Source organism: Bartonella sp. MR110HLJHH (assembly GCF_042194225.1).
GTDB lineage: Bacteria > Pseudomonadota > Alphaproteobacteria > Rhizobiales > Rhizobiaceae > Bartonella > Bartonella grahamii.
The window spans coordinates 59,804-77,155 of the sequence record NZ_JBHIMQ010000010.1 but is presented as its reverse complement, the minus strand read 5'-3'; the positions used below and the strand labels follow the sequence as shown (position 1 = coordinate 77,155).

At 37.9% G+C, this 17,352-nt stretch carries 15 protein-coding genes and 3 tRNA genes; 16 read left to right on the top strand and 2 right to left on the bottom strand.

Annotation, left to right across the window (positions count from 1 at the left end; genetic code table 11):
* Nucleotides 1-272: 272 nt before the first annotated feature.
* A tRNA-Ser gene (locus ACFIKB_RS07060) sits at nucleotides 273-362 on the bottom strand.
* A 908-nt stretch (nucleotides 363-1,270) separates the two neighbouring features.
* Nucleotides 1,271-1,346 (bottom strand) — tRNA-Val (locus ACFIKB_RS07055).
* 173 nt (nucleotides 1,347-1,519) lie between these two features.
* On the opposite strand from ACFIKB_RS07055, the gene ACFIKB_RS07050 reads away from it, so the two are divergent.
* From ACFIKB_RS07050 to ACFIKB_RS06975, 16 genes are all read left to right on the top strand, one after another.
* Nucleotides 1,520-1,596 (top strand) — tRNA-Asp (locus tag ACFIKB_RS07050).
* A 298-nt stretch (nucleotides 1,597-1,894) separates the two neighbouring features.
* Complete coding sequence (locus ACFIKB_RS07045) at nucleotides 1,895-2,260, top strand: NADH-quinone oxidoreductase subunit A (protein WP_005773599.1); 366 nt, start codon at nucleotides 1,895-1,897, stop codon at nucleotides 2,258-2,260.
* Nucleotides 2,251-2,832, top strand: coding sequence for an NADH-quinone oxidoreductase subunit B family protein (locus tag ACFIKB_RS07040; RefSeq protein WP_273787996.1), 582 nt, complete (start codon nucleotides 2,251-2,253; stop codon nucleotides 2,830-2,832). Before ACFIKB_RS07045 ends, ACFIKB_RS07040 begins: the two co-directional genes overlap by 10 nt.
* A 17-nt stretch (nucleotides 2,833-2,849) precedes the next feature.
* The gene (locus ACFIKB_RS07035) at nucleotides 2,850-3,443 is read left to right on the top strand and encodes an NADH-quinone oxidoreductase subunit C (protein ID WP_375647459.1); all 594 of its coding nucleotides are present in this window, start codon (nucleotides 2,850-2,852) and stop codon (nucleotides 3,441-3,443) included.
* Nucleotides 3,444-3,567: 124 nt separating this feature from the next.
* Nucleotides 3,568-4,758, top strand: a complete 1,191-nt coding sequence (locus ACFIKB_RS07030; protein ID WP_375647420.1) for an NADH-quinone oxidoreductase subunit D — start codon at nucleotides 3,568-3,570, stop codon at nucleotides 4,756-4,758.
* Nucleotides 4,758-5,411 carry an NADH-quinone oxidoreductase subunit NuoE gene (gene nuoE, locus ACFIKB_RS07025; RefSeq protein WP_015856354.1) on the top strand — a complete coding sequence of 218 codons (654 nt, stop codon included), beginning with the start codon at nucleotides 4,758-4,760 and terminating at the stop codon, nucleotides 5,409-5,411. Before ACFIKB_RS07030 ends, nuoE begins: the two co-directional genes overlap by 1 nt.
* 165 nt (nucleotides 5,412-5,576) lie before the next feature.
* Nucleotides 5,577-6,884 (top strand): NADH-quinone oxidoreductase subunit NuoF, encoded by a 1,308-nt coding sequence (nuoF, locus tag ACFIKB_RS07020; protein WP_375636123.1) that lies wholly within the window; start codon nucleotides 5,577-5,579, stop codon nucleotides 6,882-6,884.
* Nucleotides 6,885-6,947: 63 nt separating this feature from the next.
* Nucleotides 6,948-9,017, top strand: a complete 2,070-nt coding sequence (gene nuoG, locus ACFIKB_RS07015) for an NADH-quinone oxidoreductase subunit NuoG (protein ID WP_375653138.1) — start codon at nucleotides 6,948-6,950, stop codon at nucleotides 9,015-9,017.
* A 21-nt stretch (nucleotides 9,018-9,038) separates the two neighbouring features.
* On the top strand, nucleotides 9,039-10,085 hold the full coding sequence (nuoH, locus tag ACFIKB_RS07010) for an NADH-quinone oxidoreductase subunit NuoH (protein WP_375653140.1): 1,047 nt from the start codon (nucleotides 9,039-9,041) through the stop codon (nucleotides 10,083-10,085).
* Nucleotides 10,086-10,099: 14 nt separating this feature from the next.
* Nucleotides 10,100-10,591 (top strand): NADH-quinone oxidoreductase subunit NuoI, encoded by a 492-nt coding sequence (gene nuoI / locus ACFIKB_RS07005; protein ID WP_375636121.1) that lies wholly within the window; start codon nucleotides 10,100-10,102, stop codon nucleotides 10,589-10,591.
* 94 nt (nucleotides 10,592-10,685) lie between these two features.
* On the top strand, nucleotides 10,686-11,306 hold the full coding sequence (locus ACFIKB_RS07000) for an NADH-quinone oxidoreductase subunit J (RefSeq protein WP_273723185.1): 621 nt from the start codon (nucleotides 10,686-10,688) through the stop codon (nucleotides 11,304-11,306).
* 14 nt (nucleotides 11,307-11,320) lie between these two features.
* Complete coding sequence (gene nuoK, locus ACFIKB_RS06995; protein ID WP_015856359.1) at nucleotides 11,321-11,629, top strand: NADH-quinone oxidoreductase subunit NuoK; 309 nt, start codon at nucleotides 11,321-11,323, stop codon at nucleotides 11,627-11,629.
* A 6-nt stretch (nucleotides 11,630-11,635) separates the two neighbouring features.
* A complete protein-coding gene (nuoL, locus tag ACFIKB_RS06990) occupies nucleotides 11,636-13,600 on the top strand; it encodes an NADH-quinone oxidoreductase subunit L (protein WP_375653136.1) in 1,965 nt (654 codons plus the stop codon).
* Entirely contained in the window at nucleotides 13,600-15,069 is a 1,470-nt protein-coding gene (locus ACFIKB_RS06985) for an NADH-quinone oxidoreductase subunit M (protein ID WP_375644846.1), read from the top strand. Before nuoL ends, ACFIKB_RS06985 begins: the two co-directional genes overlap by 1 nt.
* 17 nt (nucleotides 15,070-15,086) lie before the next feature.
* Nucleotides 15,087-16,541 (top strand): NADH-quinone oxidoreductase subunit NuoN, encoded by a 1,455-nt coding sequence (gene nuoN / locus ACFIKB_RS06980; RefSeq protein ID WP_015856362.1) that lies wholly within the window; start codon nucleotides 15,087-15,089, stop codon nucleotides 16,539-16,541.
* Nucleotides 16,541-17,350 (top strand): biotin--[acetyl-CoA-carboxylase] ligase, encoded by an 810-nt coding sequence (locus ACFIKB_RS06975; RefSeq protein ID WP_375653134.1) that lies wholly within the window; start codon nucleotides 16,541-16,543, stop codon nucleotides 17,348-17,350. Before nuoN ends, ACFIKB_RS06975 begins: the two co-directional genes overlap by 1 nt.
* Nucleotides 17,351-17,352: the final 2 nt, after the last annotated feature.

Below are 17,352 nucleotides of genomic sequence, written 5' to 3'. Positions count from 1 at the left end.
CGCTTCTCTTTTTAATAATGTCCTGAATAATGTGCTTAGGATACAGAAAAATCATCAGTCAATTTGATTGATCATCTCAAATTGCGATTTTGAGCAGAAAAGAAAAGAGGCTTTAAACGATCTTTGAAAGGTCTTTGAAGACCCTTTGAGAACCACTTAAAAACTCTTTGAGAAAAAATAAATTGGTACAAAACCTAGTGGCAAATTATACAAAACCCGCTGGCAAGCTACACAAAACCCGCTGGCAAGCTACAAGCACCATAAAAGTGCTGTGGCGGAGGGGGTGGGATTCGAACCCACGGTACAGTCTCCTGCACGCCGGTTTTCAAGACCGGTGCCTTAAACCGCTCGGCCACCCCTCCAAACTGAATATGCTTTCTGACAAATTTCTTGCAAAAGGTCAATCATTTTAATACGCATTTAAAGCGTTCTTTGTAAAACTATTTAAATTTCAATTAAAATAATTCTTCATAAGTCAATTCTTTGAGTGTGTTATCTAACAGTTTCATTTTTAAACATGATCGCTTTTTCTGAAAAAATGAAAAGTAAATATGGTATTTATCATTTCTTTTTTTCTGTTTAAAAAATTTTCACAAAGCAATATTTTTTAAGTTTTAACGACCGATATTCGTAATAATAAGAAATGTTTGGTTGAAAATATTTGATAAATTATATTAAATTCTTTGCGGGCGTGTATTTTTGAATTATTTTATATTTCCAGATATTTATTCTATTCAAATCGTTCATATCTGCGAAAAAAAATGTTATTGTTCTGACAGTTTATGAGAGATAAATTTGTAAGAATGACATAATATATTCAAGGAAAGTTTTTATTGAATTTAAATAAGCATAATTCGATAAGAAAGCTCTTTAAAAGATTTTAATTTTTTAAATAAAAATATTTAGATATTTAGTGCGTCTAAAGGGCGGCTTGGAGGGAATGGCTGGTTTGCACTATTTGAAAAAATTTTTTATGTAAGATTTGCATCGACAGTTTAAAATCTCTTCCAGATATGACTAGAAATTAGGTATATTTATAATGCTTTTTTTGTGGGATAAGCAAAAAGTTAGTTGGAATAGAAGAAAAGATTATTGAACAATACGCTTAGATCAATAGATAGCTTGTTAAGGTATTGCATAGTTTTTCAAGAATAGAACTTAAAAACGCTAAATTATGCAGAGGCAGAAAGCATAAACTTTAACAGACAAGGTTTTAAAAGCCGCTTCATTCATAAGTATGTGTAAAATAAAAAAATTATTTACAAAAAAATGGTGGGCGATGAGAGACTCGAACTCCCGACATCCTCGGTGTAAACGAGGCGCTCTACCAGCTGAGCTAATCGCCCAATGCAATGATTAGCAATTGAATGGGAACTCTTTAAGGAAAAAATTTTCTAAACGCAAGAATAAAGATAGTATTTGATAATTTTTTTTAAAAATGCATAATCCTTCTTGACATAAACGCATGAACCCCTTACACGACCGCTTGTACCAAATTAAATTGGTTCGAAAAAAATGCGCGGGTGTAGCTCAGTTGGTTAGAGTGCTGGCCTGTCACGCCGGAGGTCGCGGGTTCGAGCCCCGTCACTCGCGCCATTTCGTGATTCCTTGTGAAATTTCCTTTTTAAAATATCCATATAGTATTGAGTGTGGTGGTGGAGTATTTGATTGGGGGATGATATGTTTTTTCTTTCTTTTTATATGGTTTATAAGAATAGGGCTTGCGTCTTTCTTTGCTCTGCGTTACCTATGCCGATAAGAAGAGTATCGCTCTATATGCATTTGAAGCAGTATGAATATAATTAATAGAGCGATTATTAAATTTGTCTGTTTGGTCTCGCAATATTGAATCATTGTGTTAAACTCAGGCATTTCGTTACGATGGAAGAGGGTTATGGCTTATTTATTGAGCTCTTATTTACCGGTCTTGATTTTCATTATTGTGTCAGCTGTTATTGCTGGAGTTTTGTTGATTACACCTTACATTGTAGCATATCGTTCCCCCGATCCTGAAAAGTTATCGGCTTATGAATGTGGGTTTAATTCATTTAGTGATGCACGCATGAAGTTTGATATTCGTTTCTATTTGGTATCAATTTTATTTATTATTTTTGATCTTGAAGTTGCTTTTCTTTTTCCTTGGGCTGTTTCATTCGAATCAATAGGTATGTTTGGCTTTTGGTCTATGATTGTGTTTTTAGCAATTTTGACTATTGGGTTTATATATGAATGGAAAAAAGGAGCCCTTGAATGGAATTAAGATCTAATAATTCAACGATTGCTGCTCCAAAACCAAAAGGAATCATTAATCCCAATACTGGTGAGCTGATAGGGTCTGACGATAAGTTTTTTCGTGATATTAATGCTGAATTATCAGATAAGGGGTTTTTAGTTACTTCGGCAGATGCTTTGATTACTTGGGCACGTACCGGTTCTTTAATGTGGATGAGTTTTGGTTTGGCTTGTTGTGCTATCGAAATGATGCAATGCTCAATGCCTCATTATGATAATGAGCGTTTTGGATATGCGCCACGAGCTTCACCCCGTCAGTCAGATGTGATGGTGGTTGCAGGTACTCTAACAAATAAGATGGCTCCTGCTTTAAGAAAAGTGTACGATCAGATGCCAGAGCCACGTTATGTGATTTCTATGGGATCATGTGCAAACGGTGGGGGATATTATCATTATTCCTATTCAGTAGTGCGTGGATGTGATCGTATCGTACCTGTCGATATATATGTTCCAGGGTGTCCACCTACAGCAGAGGCATTATTATACGGCATATTGTTGCTACAGAAAAAAATCCGTCGTACCGGATCCATAGAGCGATAGAGAGTTTTCTTGTCATGATGGATGAAACTTTGGTTGAACTTGCTGCTTATTTGGAAAACAAGTTAAAAAATAAGCTTGAAGAAACTGTTATTGCTTTTGGTGAATTGACCATTGTGGCACGTCTTGATGCAATTATCGATGTCTTAATGTTTGTTCGTGATGATTCGCGCTGTCAATTTATTAATCTCACAGATATTAGTGGTGTGGATTATCCTTCTCGCGATAAGCGCTTTGACGTTTCTTACCAATTGTTATCTCCTCGTGAGAATTTACGCTTACGTGTAAAAGTTCGTACGGATGAAAATACTCCTGTTGCTTCAGCTTGTACGGTTTATCCTGGCGCAGAGTGGTATGAACGTGAAACGTATGATATGTATGGGATTTTATTTTCAGGACATCCGGATTTGAGACGGATTTTAACAGATTATGGGTTTGAAGGATATCCTTTACGCAAAGACTTTCCTGTGACAGGATTTGTTGAATGTCGTTATGATAATGAAGCAAAGAGGGTAATTTATGAGCCTGTTGTTTTGCGTCAAGAGATGCGTAATTTTGATTTTCTTTCTCCTTGGGAAGGAGGACAGTATACTTTGCCATGTGATGAAAAATAATAATATTTGTTTTGATAAGGCATTATATTAGAGTACTGTATTTCTTAAATAATTAAATATTTTTTAGTATGATAGATTTTTTTGACATTTGATATGAAGTTTTTTAAAAAGCAAGGGGTTGATTGTGGCTGAGGTCAATGTTCGAAACTTTAATATCAATTTTGGTCCGCAGCATCCTGCCGCGCATGGGGTTTTGCGCATGGTTTTGGAGTTGGACGGTGAAGTTGTTGAGCGTGTAGATCCACATATTGGGTTATTGCATCGCGGTACCGAAAAATTAATGGAAACAAAAACTTATCTTCAAGCGGGTCCTTATCTAGATCGTTTGGATTATGTTGCTCCTATGAATCAGGAACATGCTTTTGTCCTTGCTATTGAAAAGTTATTGGATATTAAAGTTCCTAAAAGAGGGCAATTAATACGTGTTTTGTTTTCTGAAATTGGGCGTATTCTTAATCATTTGCTTAATGTAACGACACAGGCAATGGATGTTGGTGCTTTAACACCACCTCTTTGGGGGTTTGAGCAACGTGAAAGATTGATGATTTTTTATGAGCGTGCCTGTGGCTCACGTCTTCATGCAAATTATTTTCGTCCTGGTGGTGTGCATCAAGATTTACCAGAATCTTTAGTTGAAGATATAGGTAATTTTATTGATCCTTTTCTTGTTGCTCTTGGTAAACTTGATGCGCTTGTAACGCCAAATCGGATTTTTAAGCAGCGTAATGTGGATATTGGCGTGGTAACTATTGATGAAGCTTGGGCACGTGGTTTTTCTGGGGTTATGATTCGTGGGGCTGGTGTTCCATGGGATTTACGTAAAAGCCAACCTTACGAATGTTATGATGAAATGGAATTTGATATTCCTGTAGGTAAGAATAGCGATTGTTATGATCGTTATCTTATTCGTATGGAAGAAATGCGTCAATCAGCAAAAATTATGCGCCAATGTGTGGAGCGTTTGCTGAGTACTGAAAAAAATGGACCGGTTTCGAGCTTGGATCGCAAGATTGTACCACCGAAACGGAGTGAAATGAAAAGTTCGATGGAAGCACTGATTCATCATTTCAAGCTTTATACGGAAGGTTTTCATACGCCTCCTGGAGAAGTATATGTTGCTGTGGAAGCTCCGAAAGGGGAGTTTGGTGTTTATCTTGTTTCTGATGGAACCAATAAGCCTTATCGTGTAAAGTTGCGTGCTCCTGGGTTTGCGCATCTCCAAGCTATGGATTTTTTAACCAGAGGTCATATGCTGGCGGATGCTACAGCTATTTTGGGTTCGATTGATATTGTTTTTGGGGAGGTTGATCGCTAATGTCCGTACGCCGTCTTGCAGATGATGTTTATCAGCCCGCTGAGTTTTCTTTTACAAAAGAAAATCAGATATGGGTAAAAAATACTATAGAGAAATATCCTGTAGGGCGTGAGCAGTCTGCTGTAATTCCATTATTAATGCGTGCTCAAGAGCAAGATGGTTGGGTGACACGTGCCGCGATTGAGCATATTGCTCAGATTCTTTCCATGGCTTATATTCGTGTTCTGGAAGTTGCAACTTTTTACACTCAGTTTCAGCTTAAGCCTGTTGGAACAAAAGCGCATATTCAAGTTTGTGGTACGACCCCTTGTATGTTACGTGGATCTGGTGAATTGATTAAAGTTTGTCAGAAAAAAATTCATCATGAACCTTTTGTTACCAATCAGGATGGAACCTTATCATGGGAAGAGGTAGAATGTCTTGGTGCTTGTGTGAATGCTCCGATGGTTATGATTTTTAAAGATACTTATGAAGATCTTACAGCTGAGCGTCTTGAAGAAATTATTGATGCATTTGAAGCTGGGAAAGGTTCTGAGATAGCGGTTGGTCCGCAAAGTAGCCGTAAGTCGTCGGAACCGATTAGTGGTTTAACTTCTCTTATTGATGATGAGAAAGAAAAAAAGATCTCTCAAGTCTTCACCAAAAAAGGATAAGGAAAGAGTGGGAACATAATTAAGTATTTTTCTTGAAAAAATATTTTATTATTCTACCCATGATGACAACATTTAATGAAAAGTAAGAAGTCTTGAAAAGATATTTAAAAATTGCATTTGAGGAAAAGCGGAAAATGCTATGGGTAATAGAAAAAAAGGTGGGGTATGCTAGCTGATAAAGATCGTATCTTCACCAATCTGTATGGTTTAAAAGACAAATCATTAAAGGCTGCGATGTTGCGTGGGCATTGGAATGGTCTGAAAGAGATGATTGACAAAGGTCGTGATTGGATCATTGATGAGGTGAAGGCATCGGGTTTACGCGGTCGTGGTGGTGCTGGTTTTCCTACCGGAATGAAGTGGTCCTTTATGCCAAAGCAGAATGATGGTCGTCCTCATTATTTGGTTGTCAATGCCGATGAATCTGAACCTGGAACTTGTAAAGACCGTGATATTTTACGTCATGACCCCCATACTTTGATTGAAGGATGTGCAATCGCTACTTTTGCTATGGGAGCCAATGTTGCTTTTATTTATATTCGTGGTGAATATATTCGTGAACGTGAAGCGCTACAAGCTGCCGTTGATGAATGCTATGATGCAGGTTTACTTGGCAAAAAAACGAAATATGGGCATGCTTGTGATATTATTATTCATCATGGAGCTGGTGCTTATATTTGTGGTGAAGAAACAGCTCTTCTTGAAAGTCTTGAGGGAAAAAAGGGACAACCTCGGCTTAAACCACCATTTCCTGCCAATATGGGGATTTATGGCTGTCCAACAACAGTAAATAATGTAGAGTCCATTGCTGTTGTTCCAACGATTTTGCGGCGGGGTGCTTCGTGGTTTTCGTCAATCGGACGAGCAAATAATGTTGGAACGAAATTGTTTATGGTTTCAGGGCATGTTAATGCACCTTGTACATTTGAAGACGCTCTTGGTGTTTCATTCCGTGAATTAATTGAAAAACATACGGGTGGTGTTCGTGGTGGGTGGAATAATCTTTTAGCAGTTATTCCAGGGGGAGCTTCTTGTCCAGTCGTCCGTGGTGAGGATATGATCGATGCGATCATGGATTTTGATGGGATGCGAGATGTCGGGTCTTCTTTTGGCACGGGGGGGATGATTGTTATGGATAAATCAACCGATATTATCAAGGCAATTTGGCGTATAGCTGCTTTTTTCAAGCACGAGAGTTGTGGTCAGTGTACTCCGTGTCGTGAGGGGACGGGTTGGATGATGCGTCTTTTAGGGCGTATGGTTGAGGGAAGAGCACAAAAACGCGAGATTGATCTTTTGTTTGAAGTGTCTAAACAGGTTGAAGGACACACTATTTGTGCGCTTGGTGATGCTGCCGCATGGCCTGTACAGGGATTGATACGTAATTTTCGTCCGGAAATCGAGCGTAGAATTGATGAATACACGCGAAATGTAGTCCAAAGCAAAAACATTGCTTTAGAAGCAGTAGGATAGAAGATTTTTTTAAGAGCAGCCGAATGCAAATTTTAAGTGGGTTATCCGCAGGTTGGATGGGTGATGATAAATATCAAAGTTGATGGCAAAGAGATTGAAGTTCCTGATTACTACACGTTGCTTCAGGCTGCTGAGGCGGCTGGGGCAGAAATTCCACGTTTTTGTTTTCATGAATCTTTGTCAATTGCTGGAAATTGTCGTATGTGTTTGGTTGAGGTTAAGGGCGGTCCTCCAAAACCTCAGGCTTCTTGTGCTATGGGGGTTCGTGATTTACGATTAGGGCCTAACGGTGAAGCACCTGAGATTTTTACCAATACGGCGATGGTAAAAAAAGCACGTGAAGGTGTTATGGAGTTTCTTCTCATTAATCATCCTTTGGATTGTCCAGTGTGTGATCAAGGGGGAGAATGCGATCTTCAAGATCAAGCAATGCTTTATGGACGAGATTGTTCTCGTTATACAGAAAATAAGCGTGCTGTAGAAGATAAATATATTGGACCTCTTGTCAAAACTGTTATGACACGGTGTATTCATTGTACACGGTGTGTTCGTTTTACAACGGAAGTCGCAGGTATTTCTGAGCTTGGTTTGATCGGTCGTGGTGAAGATGCTGAAATTACGACGTATCTTGAAAAAGCTATGACATCTGAATTACAGGGAAATGTTATTGATCTTTGTCCGGTGGGAGCTTTAACTTCAAAACCTTATGCGTTTCATGCTCGTCCGTGGGAATTGGTAAAAACGGAATCGATTGATGTGATGGATGCGCTTGGTAGTGCAATCCGTATTGATAGCCGTGGCCGTGAAGTTATGCGGATTATGCCGCGTACGAATGAAGATGTAAATGAGGAATGGATCTCTGATAAAACGCGTTTTATTTGGGATGGATTGCGCACTCAGCGGCTTGATAGGCCATATGTACGCAAAGATGGAAAGCTTCAGCCTGTCAGTTGGACAGAAGCTTTTGCAAAAATTAAAATGGTGATCTCTAAAATTTTTCCAGAAAAAATTGGAGCCATTGCTGGAGATCTTGCGTCTGTTGAGGAAATGTATGCCCTTAAAACATTATTGAGTTCTTTGGGCTCAACGCTTTTTGATTGTCGCCAAAGAGGGGGGGCTTTATCGCCTGAGTTTGGGCGTTCGAGTTATATTTTTAATCCTACAATTGCAGGTATTGAACAGGCTGATGCTCTGCTTATTGTGGGATCTAATCCACGTCATGAAGCGGCTGTTTTAAATGCGCGTATTTTAAAGCGCCAACGGATGGGAAATTTTCCTATTGCATTAATTGGAGAGAAAGTCGATTTACGTTATCCTTATTCTTATCTTGGATCTGGGAGTGATACATTAACGACACTTATTCGTGGAGAGGATGTTTTTTTTAATGTCTTAAAAGAAGCGAAGAGGCCCCTTATTCTTATCGGAGAGGGAGCTGTTTCAGGAAATGAAGGTTTATCTGTTTTAAAAAGTCTTGCTAAATTAGCTGACAATATTGGTGCTCTTAGTGAAGAATGGAATGGGTTTGGGGTTCTTCATAATGCAGCATCGATTGTTGGAGGATTGGACATAGGCTTTACTTCTAAGCTTGGGGTTGCAAATATTCTTAAAACCTGTGAAGTTTTATTTTTACTTGGTGCTGATGAAGTAGAATTAGCCAATACAAAAGCTTTTACAGTTTATATTGGTAGCCATGGTGATAATGGTGCACATGCTGCTGATGTTATTTTGCCTGCATCTGCTTACACTGAAAAATCAGGGCTTTATGTGAATACAGAAGGACGTGTTCAAATGACAAATCGGGCTGGTTTTGCTCCAGGTGAAGCAAAAGAAGATTGGGCTATTTTGCGTGCTTTATCGGATATTTTAGGACAAAGGCTCCCTTTTGATTCTCTTTCTCAATTAAGACAATGCTTGTTTAATGATTATCCACACCTTTGTGCTGTTGATGATATAGTACCTTCTGATATAAGTGGTCTTAAGGCGCTTGGTTCAAAAATGGTTTCTCTAGAGAGTCAAATCTTTACTTCTATGGTTAAAGACTTTTATTTAACAAATCCGATAGCACGTGCTTCTGCTGTTATGGCTGAATGTTCATCTCTTGCAAAAAACCGTGCTACGCAAACTGTAAAGTAAGGCAAAGGAAAAGGAATAATGATGTATGATTTCTTTATGACTTGGCTGTTGCCATTACTCATTATAGTTGGAAAAACACTTCTTCTTTTGGTCGTTCTTTTGATCTTAGTTGCTTATCTTCTTTACGCAGATAGAAAGATTTGGGCTGCGGTACAATTGCGTCGTGGACCAAACGTTGTTGGTCCATGGGGTTTGTTACAGTCTTTTGCAGATTTAATTAAATTTGTTGTTAAGGAGCCTATTATCCCTGCAGGTGCAAATAAGGGTGTTTTTCTTTTGGCTCCTTTTGTGTCAGCGACACTTGCTTTATCAACTTGGGCTGTTATTCCTGTCAATGAGGGCTGGGAGATTGCGAAGATTAATGTTGGCTTGCTTTATATCTTAGCCATTTCATCTCTTGAAGTTTACGGTGTTATTATGGGGGGGTGGGCATCAAATTCAAAATATCCTTTCTTAGGAGCTCTTCGTTCCGCTGCACAAATGGTTTCTTATGAAGTTTCCATTGGTTTTGTGCTGGTGACTGTCATTTTAATAAGTGGTTCGTTGGATCTCACAACAATTGTTCATAAACAAAGTTCTGGAATTGGTACAACTCTTGGTCTTCCTTTTAACAGCTTTCTCGATTGGAATTGGTTGGTCCTTTTTCCAATGTTTATTATATTTTTTATTTCTGCGCTCGCAGAGACAAACCGTCCTCCATTCGATTTGGTGGAAGCAGAATCTGAACTTGTAGCTGGTCATATGGTAGAATATTCTTCAACGCCTTACATGCTCTTTTTTCTTGGTGAATATGTTGCGATTGTTTTAATGTGTGCATTAACAACCATTCTATTTTTAGGCGGTTGGCTGCCACCCCTAGATGTTTGGTGGCTTAATTGGGTTCCTAGTATCATTTGGTTTGTTTTAAAAGTCTGTTTTGTATTTTTTTGGTTTGCTATGGTTAAAGCATTTGTTCCACGTTATCGCTATGATCAGCTCATGCGGCTTGGTTGGAAGGTTTTTCTTCCTCTCTCACTAGCAATGGTTGTGATAACTGCTGCTTTTTTAAAGTTTACGGATTTCGTTTAAGAGGAGATTTTACGATGTCAGGTTTTATTCATGCGGCAAAGTCACTTCTTCTATTGGAATTTGTGAGTGCTTTTTTCTTAGCCATGCGTCAATTTTTTTCACCAAAGCCCACGATTAATTATCCTTATGAAAAAGGTTTTGTATCTCAGCGTTTTCGCGGTGAGCATGCATTGCGTCGCTATCCAAATGGTGAAGAACGGTGTATTGCTTGTAAATTATGTGAAGCAATTTGCCCTGCGCAAGCGATTACAATTGAGGCTGGACCGCGACGTAATGATGGTACGCGTAGAACTGTTCGTTATGATATCGATATGGTTAAGTGTATCTACTGCGGTTTTTGTCAAGAGGCTTGTCCGGTAGAGGCTATTGTTGAAGGTCCAAATTTTGAATTTGCAACAGAAACGCGTGAAGAACTCTATTATGATAAAGAAAAGCTTTTAATGAATGGAGATCGTTGGGAGCGAGAAATTGCTCGAAATATATTGATGGATGCGCCTTATCGTTAAGTGTATCGTTAAATGAGGTGTCGGATATTTTTCCGATAAATTGTAATCTGGTATGAAGTTTATACCAATTGTTTGAATATTTGAGGAGAAGCCTATGCTAACAGATCTAGCGGCGGCATTTTTCTATTTGTTTGCTTTTATTATGCTAACAAGTGCAGTTATTGTTATTACAGCACGCAATCCAGTGCATTCTGTTTTGTTTTTAATCCTCGCATTTTTTAATGCAGCAGCTTTATTTTTGCTTGCAGGAGCAGAGTTTTTAGGGCTTATTCTGCTTGTTGTGTATGTAGGAGCTGTCGCTGTTTTATTTTTATTTGTCGTTATGATGCTTGACGTTGATTTTGCTGAGTTAAAGAGTGGAACTCTTCGGTATGCTCCTATTGGAGCTCTTATTGGTGTTATTATCGCTGTAGAATTGATTGTTGTTTTTGTGAGTAGCTATTTTTCTCCAGTCTTGAGAACGCATGTTACCCAACCAATGCCAGATTTAGCGCAGCGAACAAATACACAAGCATTAGGTGATATTCTCTATACGGATTATGTTTTTTATTTTCAAATTGCTGGAATGATTTTATTGGTTGCAATGATTGGGGCTATTGTTTTAACACTTCGTCATAAATTGGGTGTAAAGCGGCAATCTATTGCGGAGCAAGTTTCTAGAACGGTAGAAAGTGCCATTGAAATCAAACAAGTTGAATCAGGCAAAGGTATGTAAGGGGGGCTATGTAGATGTATATTGATATTACACATTATCTCACTGTTTCTGCTTTGATGTTTACAATTGGTATTGCTGGAATTTTTCTCAACAGAAAAAACGTGATTATTATCTTGATGTCCATTGAGCTTATATTGCTTTCAGTTAATCTCAATTTTGTTGCATTTTCAGCATTTCTTCATGATCTCGTTGGTCAGATATTCGCTTTATTTGTCTTAACCGTAGCAGCTGCTGAAGCTGCCATTGGTTTAGCAATTCTGGTCGTTTTTTTCCGTAATCGTGGTTCCATTGCGGTTGAAGATGTTAATGTAATGAAAGGCTAACCAGTGATGTATTATACGATTGTCTTTCTTCCGCTTTTGGGTTTTTTAATTGCTGCACTAGGTGGAAAAACGATAGGAGATCGTGCGAGTGAATTGATAACATGTAGCTTTATGGTTGTTGTTGCCATATTATCGTGGATAGCATTTTTCAGTATTGCACTTGGTCATATTCCAGCGATTGATGTCTTGGTATTACATTGGCTTACTATTGGTGACTTAAGCTTTAATTGGGCTTTACATGTTGATGCATTAACAGCTGTCATGCTTATTGTTGTGAACAGTGTTTCGGCATTGGTACATATTTATTCAATTGGTTATATGCACCATGACCCTTCAAGGTCTCGTTTTTTTTCTTATCTTTCTTTGTTTACATTTATGATGCTTATGTTGGTCACATCCAATAATTTGATTCAGATGTTTTTTGGATGGGAAGGTGTCGGACTTGCTTCTTATTTACTCATTGGTTTTTGGTTTCAGCGTGATTCTGCTAATAAGGCCGCAATGAAAGCTTTTGTAGTTAATCGTGTTGGAGACTTTGGTTTTCTCTTAGGAATCTTTAGTATTTTTGTTTTATTCCAATCGGTTGATTTTGCTTCCATTTTTGCAAAAGCTGCAAACAATAACTTTATACAAAATATGACATTTTTAGGTTGGCAATTTGATGGGCAGACGGCAATTACCATTACATGCCTTTTATTATTTATTGGTGCGATGGGAAAATCAGCACAATTTCTTTTACATACTTGGCTGCCTGATGCAATGGAAGGACCAACCCCTGTATCAGCGCTTATTCATGCCGCTACAATGGTAACGGCTGGTGTTTTTATGGTTGCGCGTATGTCGCCAATTTTTGAACTTTCTTCAACTGCTTTGACCGTGATTATTATTGTTGGAGCAACAACAGCGTTTTTTGCAGCAACTGTAGGGTTGGTGCAGAATGATATTAAACGTGTTATTGCTTATTCTACATGCTCTCAGCTCGGTTATATGTTTGTGGCATTAGGTGTTGGAGCTTATGGCGCTGCTGTCTTTCATCTTTTTACGCATGCTTTTTTTAAAGCCTTATTGTTTCTTGGTGCAGGTTCTGTCATTCATGCTGTATCTGATGAACAAGATATGCGAAAAATGGGTGGGTTACGCAAACATATAAAAGTCACCTATTGGATGATGATGGTCGGGACCATTGCATTGACAGGTGTTGGAATTCCAGGAACACTTTTCGGGACTGCAGGTTTTTTCTCAAAAGATGCGATTATAGAGTCTGCTTTTGTATCCCATAATATTGCTTCAGGATATGCTTTTTATCTTCTTGTTTTTTCAGCTTTATTAACAAGTTTCTATTCATGGCGGCTTATCTTTATGACATTCCATGGTAAACCACGGGCAACAGTTGATGTTATGCATCATGTTCATGAATCACCTCCAGTTATGTTGATTCCACTCTTTCTTTTATCTATTGGAGCAATATTTTCTGGTGTCGTTTTCCAACCTTACTTTTTTGGTGACTTGTATAATGCTTTTTGGAAGGGAGCATTATTTACAAGCAGCCACAATCACATTCTTCATGATGCCCACCATGTCTTTAATTGGGTAAAATGGTCGCCATTTATAGCGATGGTTCTTGGGTTTATTTTAGCTTATTTATTTTATGTTTCTATTCCATCTCTTCCTAAGAAAATGGTTCGTATTATGCCAGGAGCATATAATTTTCTTTACCAAAAATGGTATTTCGATCAATTATATAACTTTTTGTTTGTTCGTCCTACCTTTAGAATTGGTTCTTTTCTTTGGAAAGTGGGAGACGGTAAGATTATTGATGGTCTAGGTCCTAATGGTATCGCAGCGCGTGTTGTTGATATTACAAATAGAATTGTTCGATTGCAAACAGGCTATCTTTACCACTATGCATTTGCAATGCTTATCGGCGTTGCATTACTCATTACATGGATGATGATCGGGGGCGTAAACTAATGTCCGATTGGCCTATTCTTTCTACGGTTACATTTTTGCCACTTGTTGGTGTGCTTCTGATTTTGTTTATCAAAGATGATAGTGAAGTAGCACGCCATAATATACGTAATGTCGCATTTTTTACGACTTTATTTGTTTTTATTATTTCTTTAATTATTTGGATAGGATTTGATTCTAGCAACCCAAATTTTCAAATGGTTGAAAAGTCCAGTTGGTTAGGAGGGGGCATTAGCTATCATATGGGGGTTGATGGTATTTCTATTCTTTTTGTTGTTCTCTCGGCTTTTCTTTTGCCTTTTTGTATTTTAGCAAGTTGGGAAAATGTTAAAGAGAGATTAAAGGCTTATATGATTGCATTTCTTCTTCTAGAAGTTGCGATTATTGGCGTTTTTTGTGCTCTTGATGCAATGCTATTCTATGTTTTTTTTGAAGGCAGCCTTATTCCAATGTTTATCATTATAGGTGTATGGGGTGGAGCACGTCGTGTTTATGCAAGTATAAAGTTTTTCTTATATACTTTACTTGGTTCAGTGCTTATGCTGGTTGCTCTTATGGCTATGTATTGGGAGGCTGGGACACTTGATATACCAACTTTACTCAATTACCAGTTTCCTGCTCATATGCAAATATGGTTATGGCTTGCATTTTTTGCTTCTTTCGCAGTTAAAATGCCAATGTGGCCAGTTCATACATGGCTCCCTGATGCTCACGTGGAAGCACCGACAGCGGGTTCCGTTATTTTAGCTGGTGTCTTACTCAAATTAGGTGGGTATGGTTTTCTTCGTTTTTCTTTGCCTATGTTTCCTATCGCTTCAGCAGATTTTGCACCTTTGATTTTTACATTATCGCTTATCGCTATTATTTATACGTCGTTGGTTGCACTTGTTCAAAATGACATCAAAAAGCTTATTGCTTATTCTTCAATAGCGCATATGGGGTATGTGACAATGGGCATTTTTTCTGCGAATGAACAAGGGATACAAGGGGCTATTTATCAGATGCTATCCCATGGAATTGTTTCAGCAGCGTTGTTTCTTTGTGTTGGGGTTATCTATGATCGCTTGCATACACGTGAAATTTCAGCGTTTGGTGGTTTAGTGAATAATATGCCTAAATATGCTGTTGTTTTCTTAATTTTCACTATGGCAAATGTTGGTTTGCCTGGAAGCTCAGGATTTTTGGGTGAATTTTTAACCTTAATAGGTGTTTTTCAAGTAAATAAATTGGTTGTTGTTTTAGCAACAACGGGTGTTATCTTATCGGCAGCCTATGCCCTTTATCTTTATCGGCGTGTGGTTTTTGGTTCCTTGGATAAAGAGAATTTAAAAGTATTAATAGATCTTTCTTTAAGAGAAAAATTCATCCTTTATCCAATGGTTATTCTTACAATATTCTTTGGTATCTATCCAACGCCTATTCTTAAAGCAACGGCGTTTTCCGTAGAAACCCTCATCAATAAACTGCACTAGATAAGGGAAGAACGCACATGCAAACTGAAATAATAGCGCAATTAGTCTTAATTCTTCCGGAGCTTTTAATCGCATTAGGAGCTGTCGTGTTGCTTATGATTGGTGTTTATTCCAATACACGTGCTTCTTTAACAGTGACAGGTTTAGCCATGGCACTTCTTGTGGCAACCATTATTATTCTTATAGTTTTTCCGAAAAATGGTTCATTTCAAACCAATGCGCTCGTTATCGATTCCTTTAGTCGTTATATGAAAATTTTAATGCTTATTGGTGCACTCTTTTCTCTTATCATGTCTGTTGGTTTTGCCAATGCACAAAAGTTTAATATATTTGAATTTCCAGTGCTTGTTCTTTTAGCAACCCTTGGAATGATGTTTATGATTTCAGCGGGTAATATGCTGTCGCTTTATATGGGGTTAGAGCTGCAATCTTTAGCTTTATATGTTTTAGCAGCGATTAATCGTAATAATGTAAAATCTTCTGAAGCCGGTATAAAATACTTTGTTTTAGGAGCATTATCTTCAGGATTGCTGCTTTATGGTATTTCTTTGCTTTATGGTTTTACGGGTCAAATTGGTTTTCACGAAATTGCTGTTGCTTTAAAAAGTGAAAATTTGCAATTGGGAGTTATCTTTGGAATTGTTTTTATTTTAGCTGGTTTGGCTTTCAAAATTTCTGCTGTTCCATTTCATATGTGGACACCTGATGTTTATGAAGGAGCGCCAACACCGATTACAGCATTTTTTGCTGGTGCCCCTAAAGTTGCTGCAATGGCTTTAATCATCCGTATTATTGTGATGACCTTTATTCCCCTAGGGCATGTTGATAATGTGATGCCTGCATGGCAACAAATTTTGGTCTTCATGGCGATTGCATCAATGATACTTGGTGCATTTGCTGCAATTGGTCAAAATAACATTAAGCGCTTAATGGCTTATTCGTCGATCAGTCATATGGGCTATGCACTTGTTGGTTTATCTGCTGGAGATATGCTAGGAATAAAAAGTGTTATTCTTTATATGACGATTTATCTTGGAATGACGATTGGCTCGTTTGCTTTTATTCTTGGAATGCGCTCTCAGAATGGCAATGTTGAAAATATTTATGATCTTTCAGGGTTAGCAAAAACAAATCCGTTTATGGCTATTGTTATGACAATACAGCTTTTCTCGTTAGCCAGTGTACCACCTATGGCTGGTTTTTTTGGGAAGTGGTATACATTTTCTGCTGCTGTCCATGCTGGTCTGACGCCACTTGCAGTCGTTGGGATGATAGCGTCTGTCGTTGGAGCTTTTTACTATTTACGAGTCATTAAAATTATGTGGTTTGATGACGCAAAAGCGCATTTTGTTGCTTTATCGAATGAGCTTCAATTTTGTCTCGGTCTTTCTGCATTGTTTATTTTATTTTATACACTTTTTGGAGTTTGGTTTGCTGAATTAGCAGAAAAAGCAGCAGCTGCATTGTTTTAATGAATATGGTTTATATTTTATCAGATTTTGCTCAAGAACAAGGATACACTATTGAAGCGTATGATAGTGTTGACTCAACAAATCTCATTGCGCAACGAAAAGCACAAACTGGTCATCAAGGCAATCTTTGGATTGTTGCACAAGAACAATCACAGGGAAGAGCAAGAAGAGGGAGGACTTGGTCTAGTCCCAAAGGGAACCTTTATTCTAGTCTTTTATTAATTGATGATATTGTTCATCAAACTGCAGCTCAACTTGGTTTTGTTGCTGGAATAAGTGTGGCAGAGGCAATAAAACAATTGATAAAAGATGAAAAGCAGGCAAACAATATTGTGAGTTTAAAATGGCCAAACGATATTTTGCTCAGAGGAGAAAAAAGCTCTGGAGTTTTGCTTGAGATTTTAAAATTGTCATCACAACAATATGCATTGGTTATTGGTATTGGAATAAATGTGAAATATAATTATGAAGATGCACCCTATCCCACTTCGAGCTTAAAGAATATCGGTTTGCATATTGAAGCAGAACAATTATTTACGGTTTTGACGGAGTGTTTTTCTAGAAATTACCTTCTTTGGAAACAACCAAAAGGATGTGAAATAATCCGAAAAAAATGGCTTTTATATTCTGCTCACCTTGGGAAATATGTCAAAGTGGTGAATGATAAAAAAGTCATTGAGGGTGTTTTTGATGGTCTTGATAGTGATTTTAACTGCATCATAAAGCAAAAAAATGGTCAGACAGCCATTATAACAGCTGGAGATGTTCATTTTGGTTCGGCTGCTTCTATTAATGCAGGTCGTTATTAAAA

Bases quoted from the DNA above. Each gene is read 5' to 3' on its own strand.
- ACFIKB_RS07045 (WP_005773599.1), top strand. From the start codon at position 1,895: ATGGCTTATTTATTGAGCTCTTATTTACCGGTCTTGATTTTCATTATT.
- ACFIKB_RS07040 (WP_273787996.1), top strand. From the start codon at position 2,251: ATGGAATTAAGATCTAATAATTCAACGATTGCTGCTCCAAAACCAAAA.
- ACFIKB_RS07035 (WP_375647459.1), top strand. From the start codon at position 2,850: ATGGATGAAACTTTGGTTGAACTTGCTGCTTATTTGGAAAACAAGTTA.
- nuoE (WP_015856354.1), top strand. From the start codon at position 4,758: ATGTCCGTACGCCGTCTTGCAGATGATGTTTATCAGCCCGCTGAGTTT.
- nuoF (WP_375636123.1), top strand. From the start codon at position 5,577: ATGCTAGCTGATAAAGATCGTATCTTCACCAATCTGTATGGTTTAAAA.
- nuoG (WP_375653138.1), top strand. From the start codon at position 6,948: ATGATAAATATCAAAGTTGATGGCAAAGAGATTGAAGTTCCTGATTAC.
- nuoH (WP_375653140.1), top strand. From the start codon at position 9,039: ATGTATGATTTCTTTATGACTTGGCTGTTGCCATTACTCATTATAGTT.
- nuoI (WP_375636121.1), top strand. From the start codon at position 10,100: ATGTCAGGTTTTATTCATGCGGCAAAGTCACTTCTTCTATTGGAATTT.
- ACFIKB_RS07000 (WP_273723185.1), top strand. From the start codon at position 10,686: ATGCTAACAGATCTAGCGGCGGCATTTTTCTATTTGTTTGCTTTTATT.
- nuoK (WP_015856359.1), top strand. From the start codon at position 11,321: ATGTATATTGATATTACACATTATCTCACTGTTTCTGCTTTGATGTTT.
- nuoL (WP_375653136.1), top strand. From the start codon at position 11,636: ATGTATTATACGATTGTCTTTCTTCCGCTTTTGGGTTTTTTAATTGCT.
- ACFIKB_RS06985 (WP_375644846.1), top strand. From the start codon at position 13,600: ATGTCCGATTGGCCTATTCTTTCTACGGTTACATTTTTGCCACTTGTT.
- nuoN (WP_015856362.1), top strand. From the start codon at position 15,087: ATGCAAACTGAAATAATAGCGCAATTAGTCTTAATTCTTCCGGAGCTT.
- ACFIKB_RS06975 (WP_375653134.1), top strand. From the start codon at position 16,541: ATGAATATGGTTTATATTTTATCAGATTTTGCTCAAGAACAAGGATAC.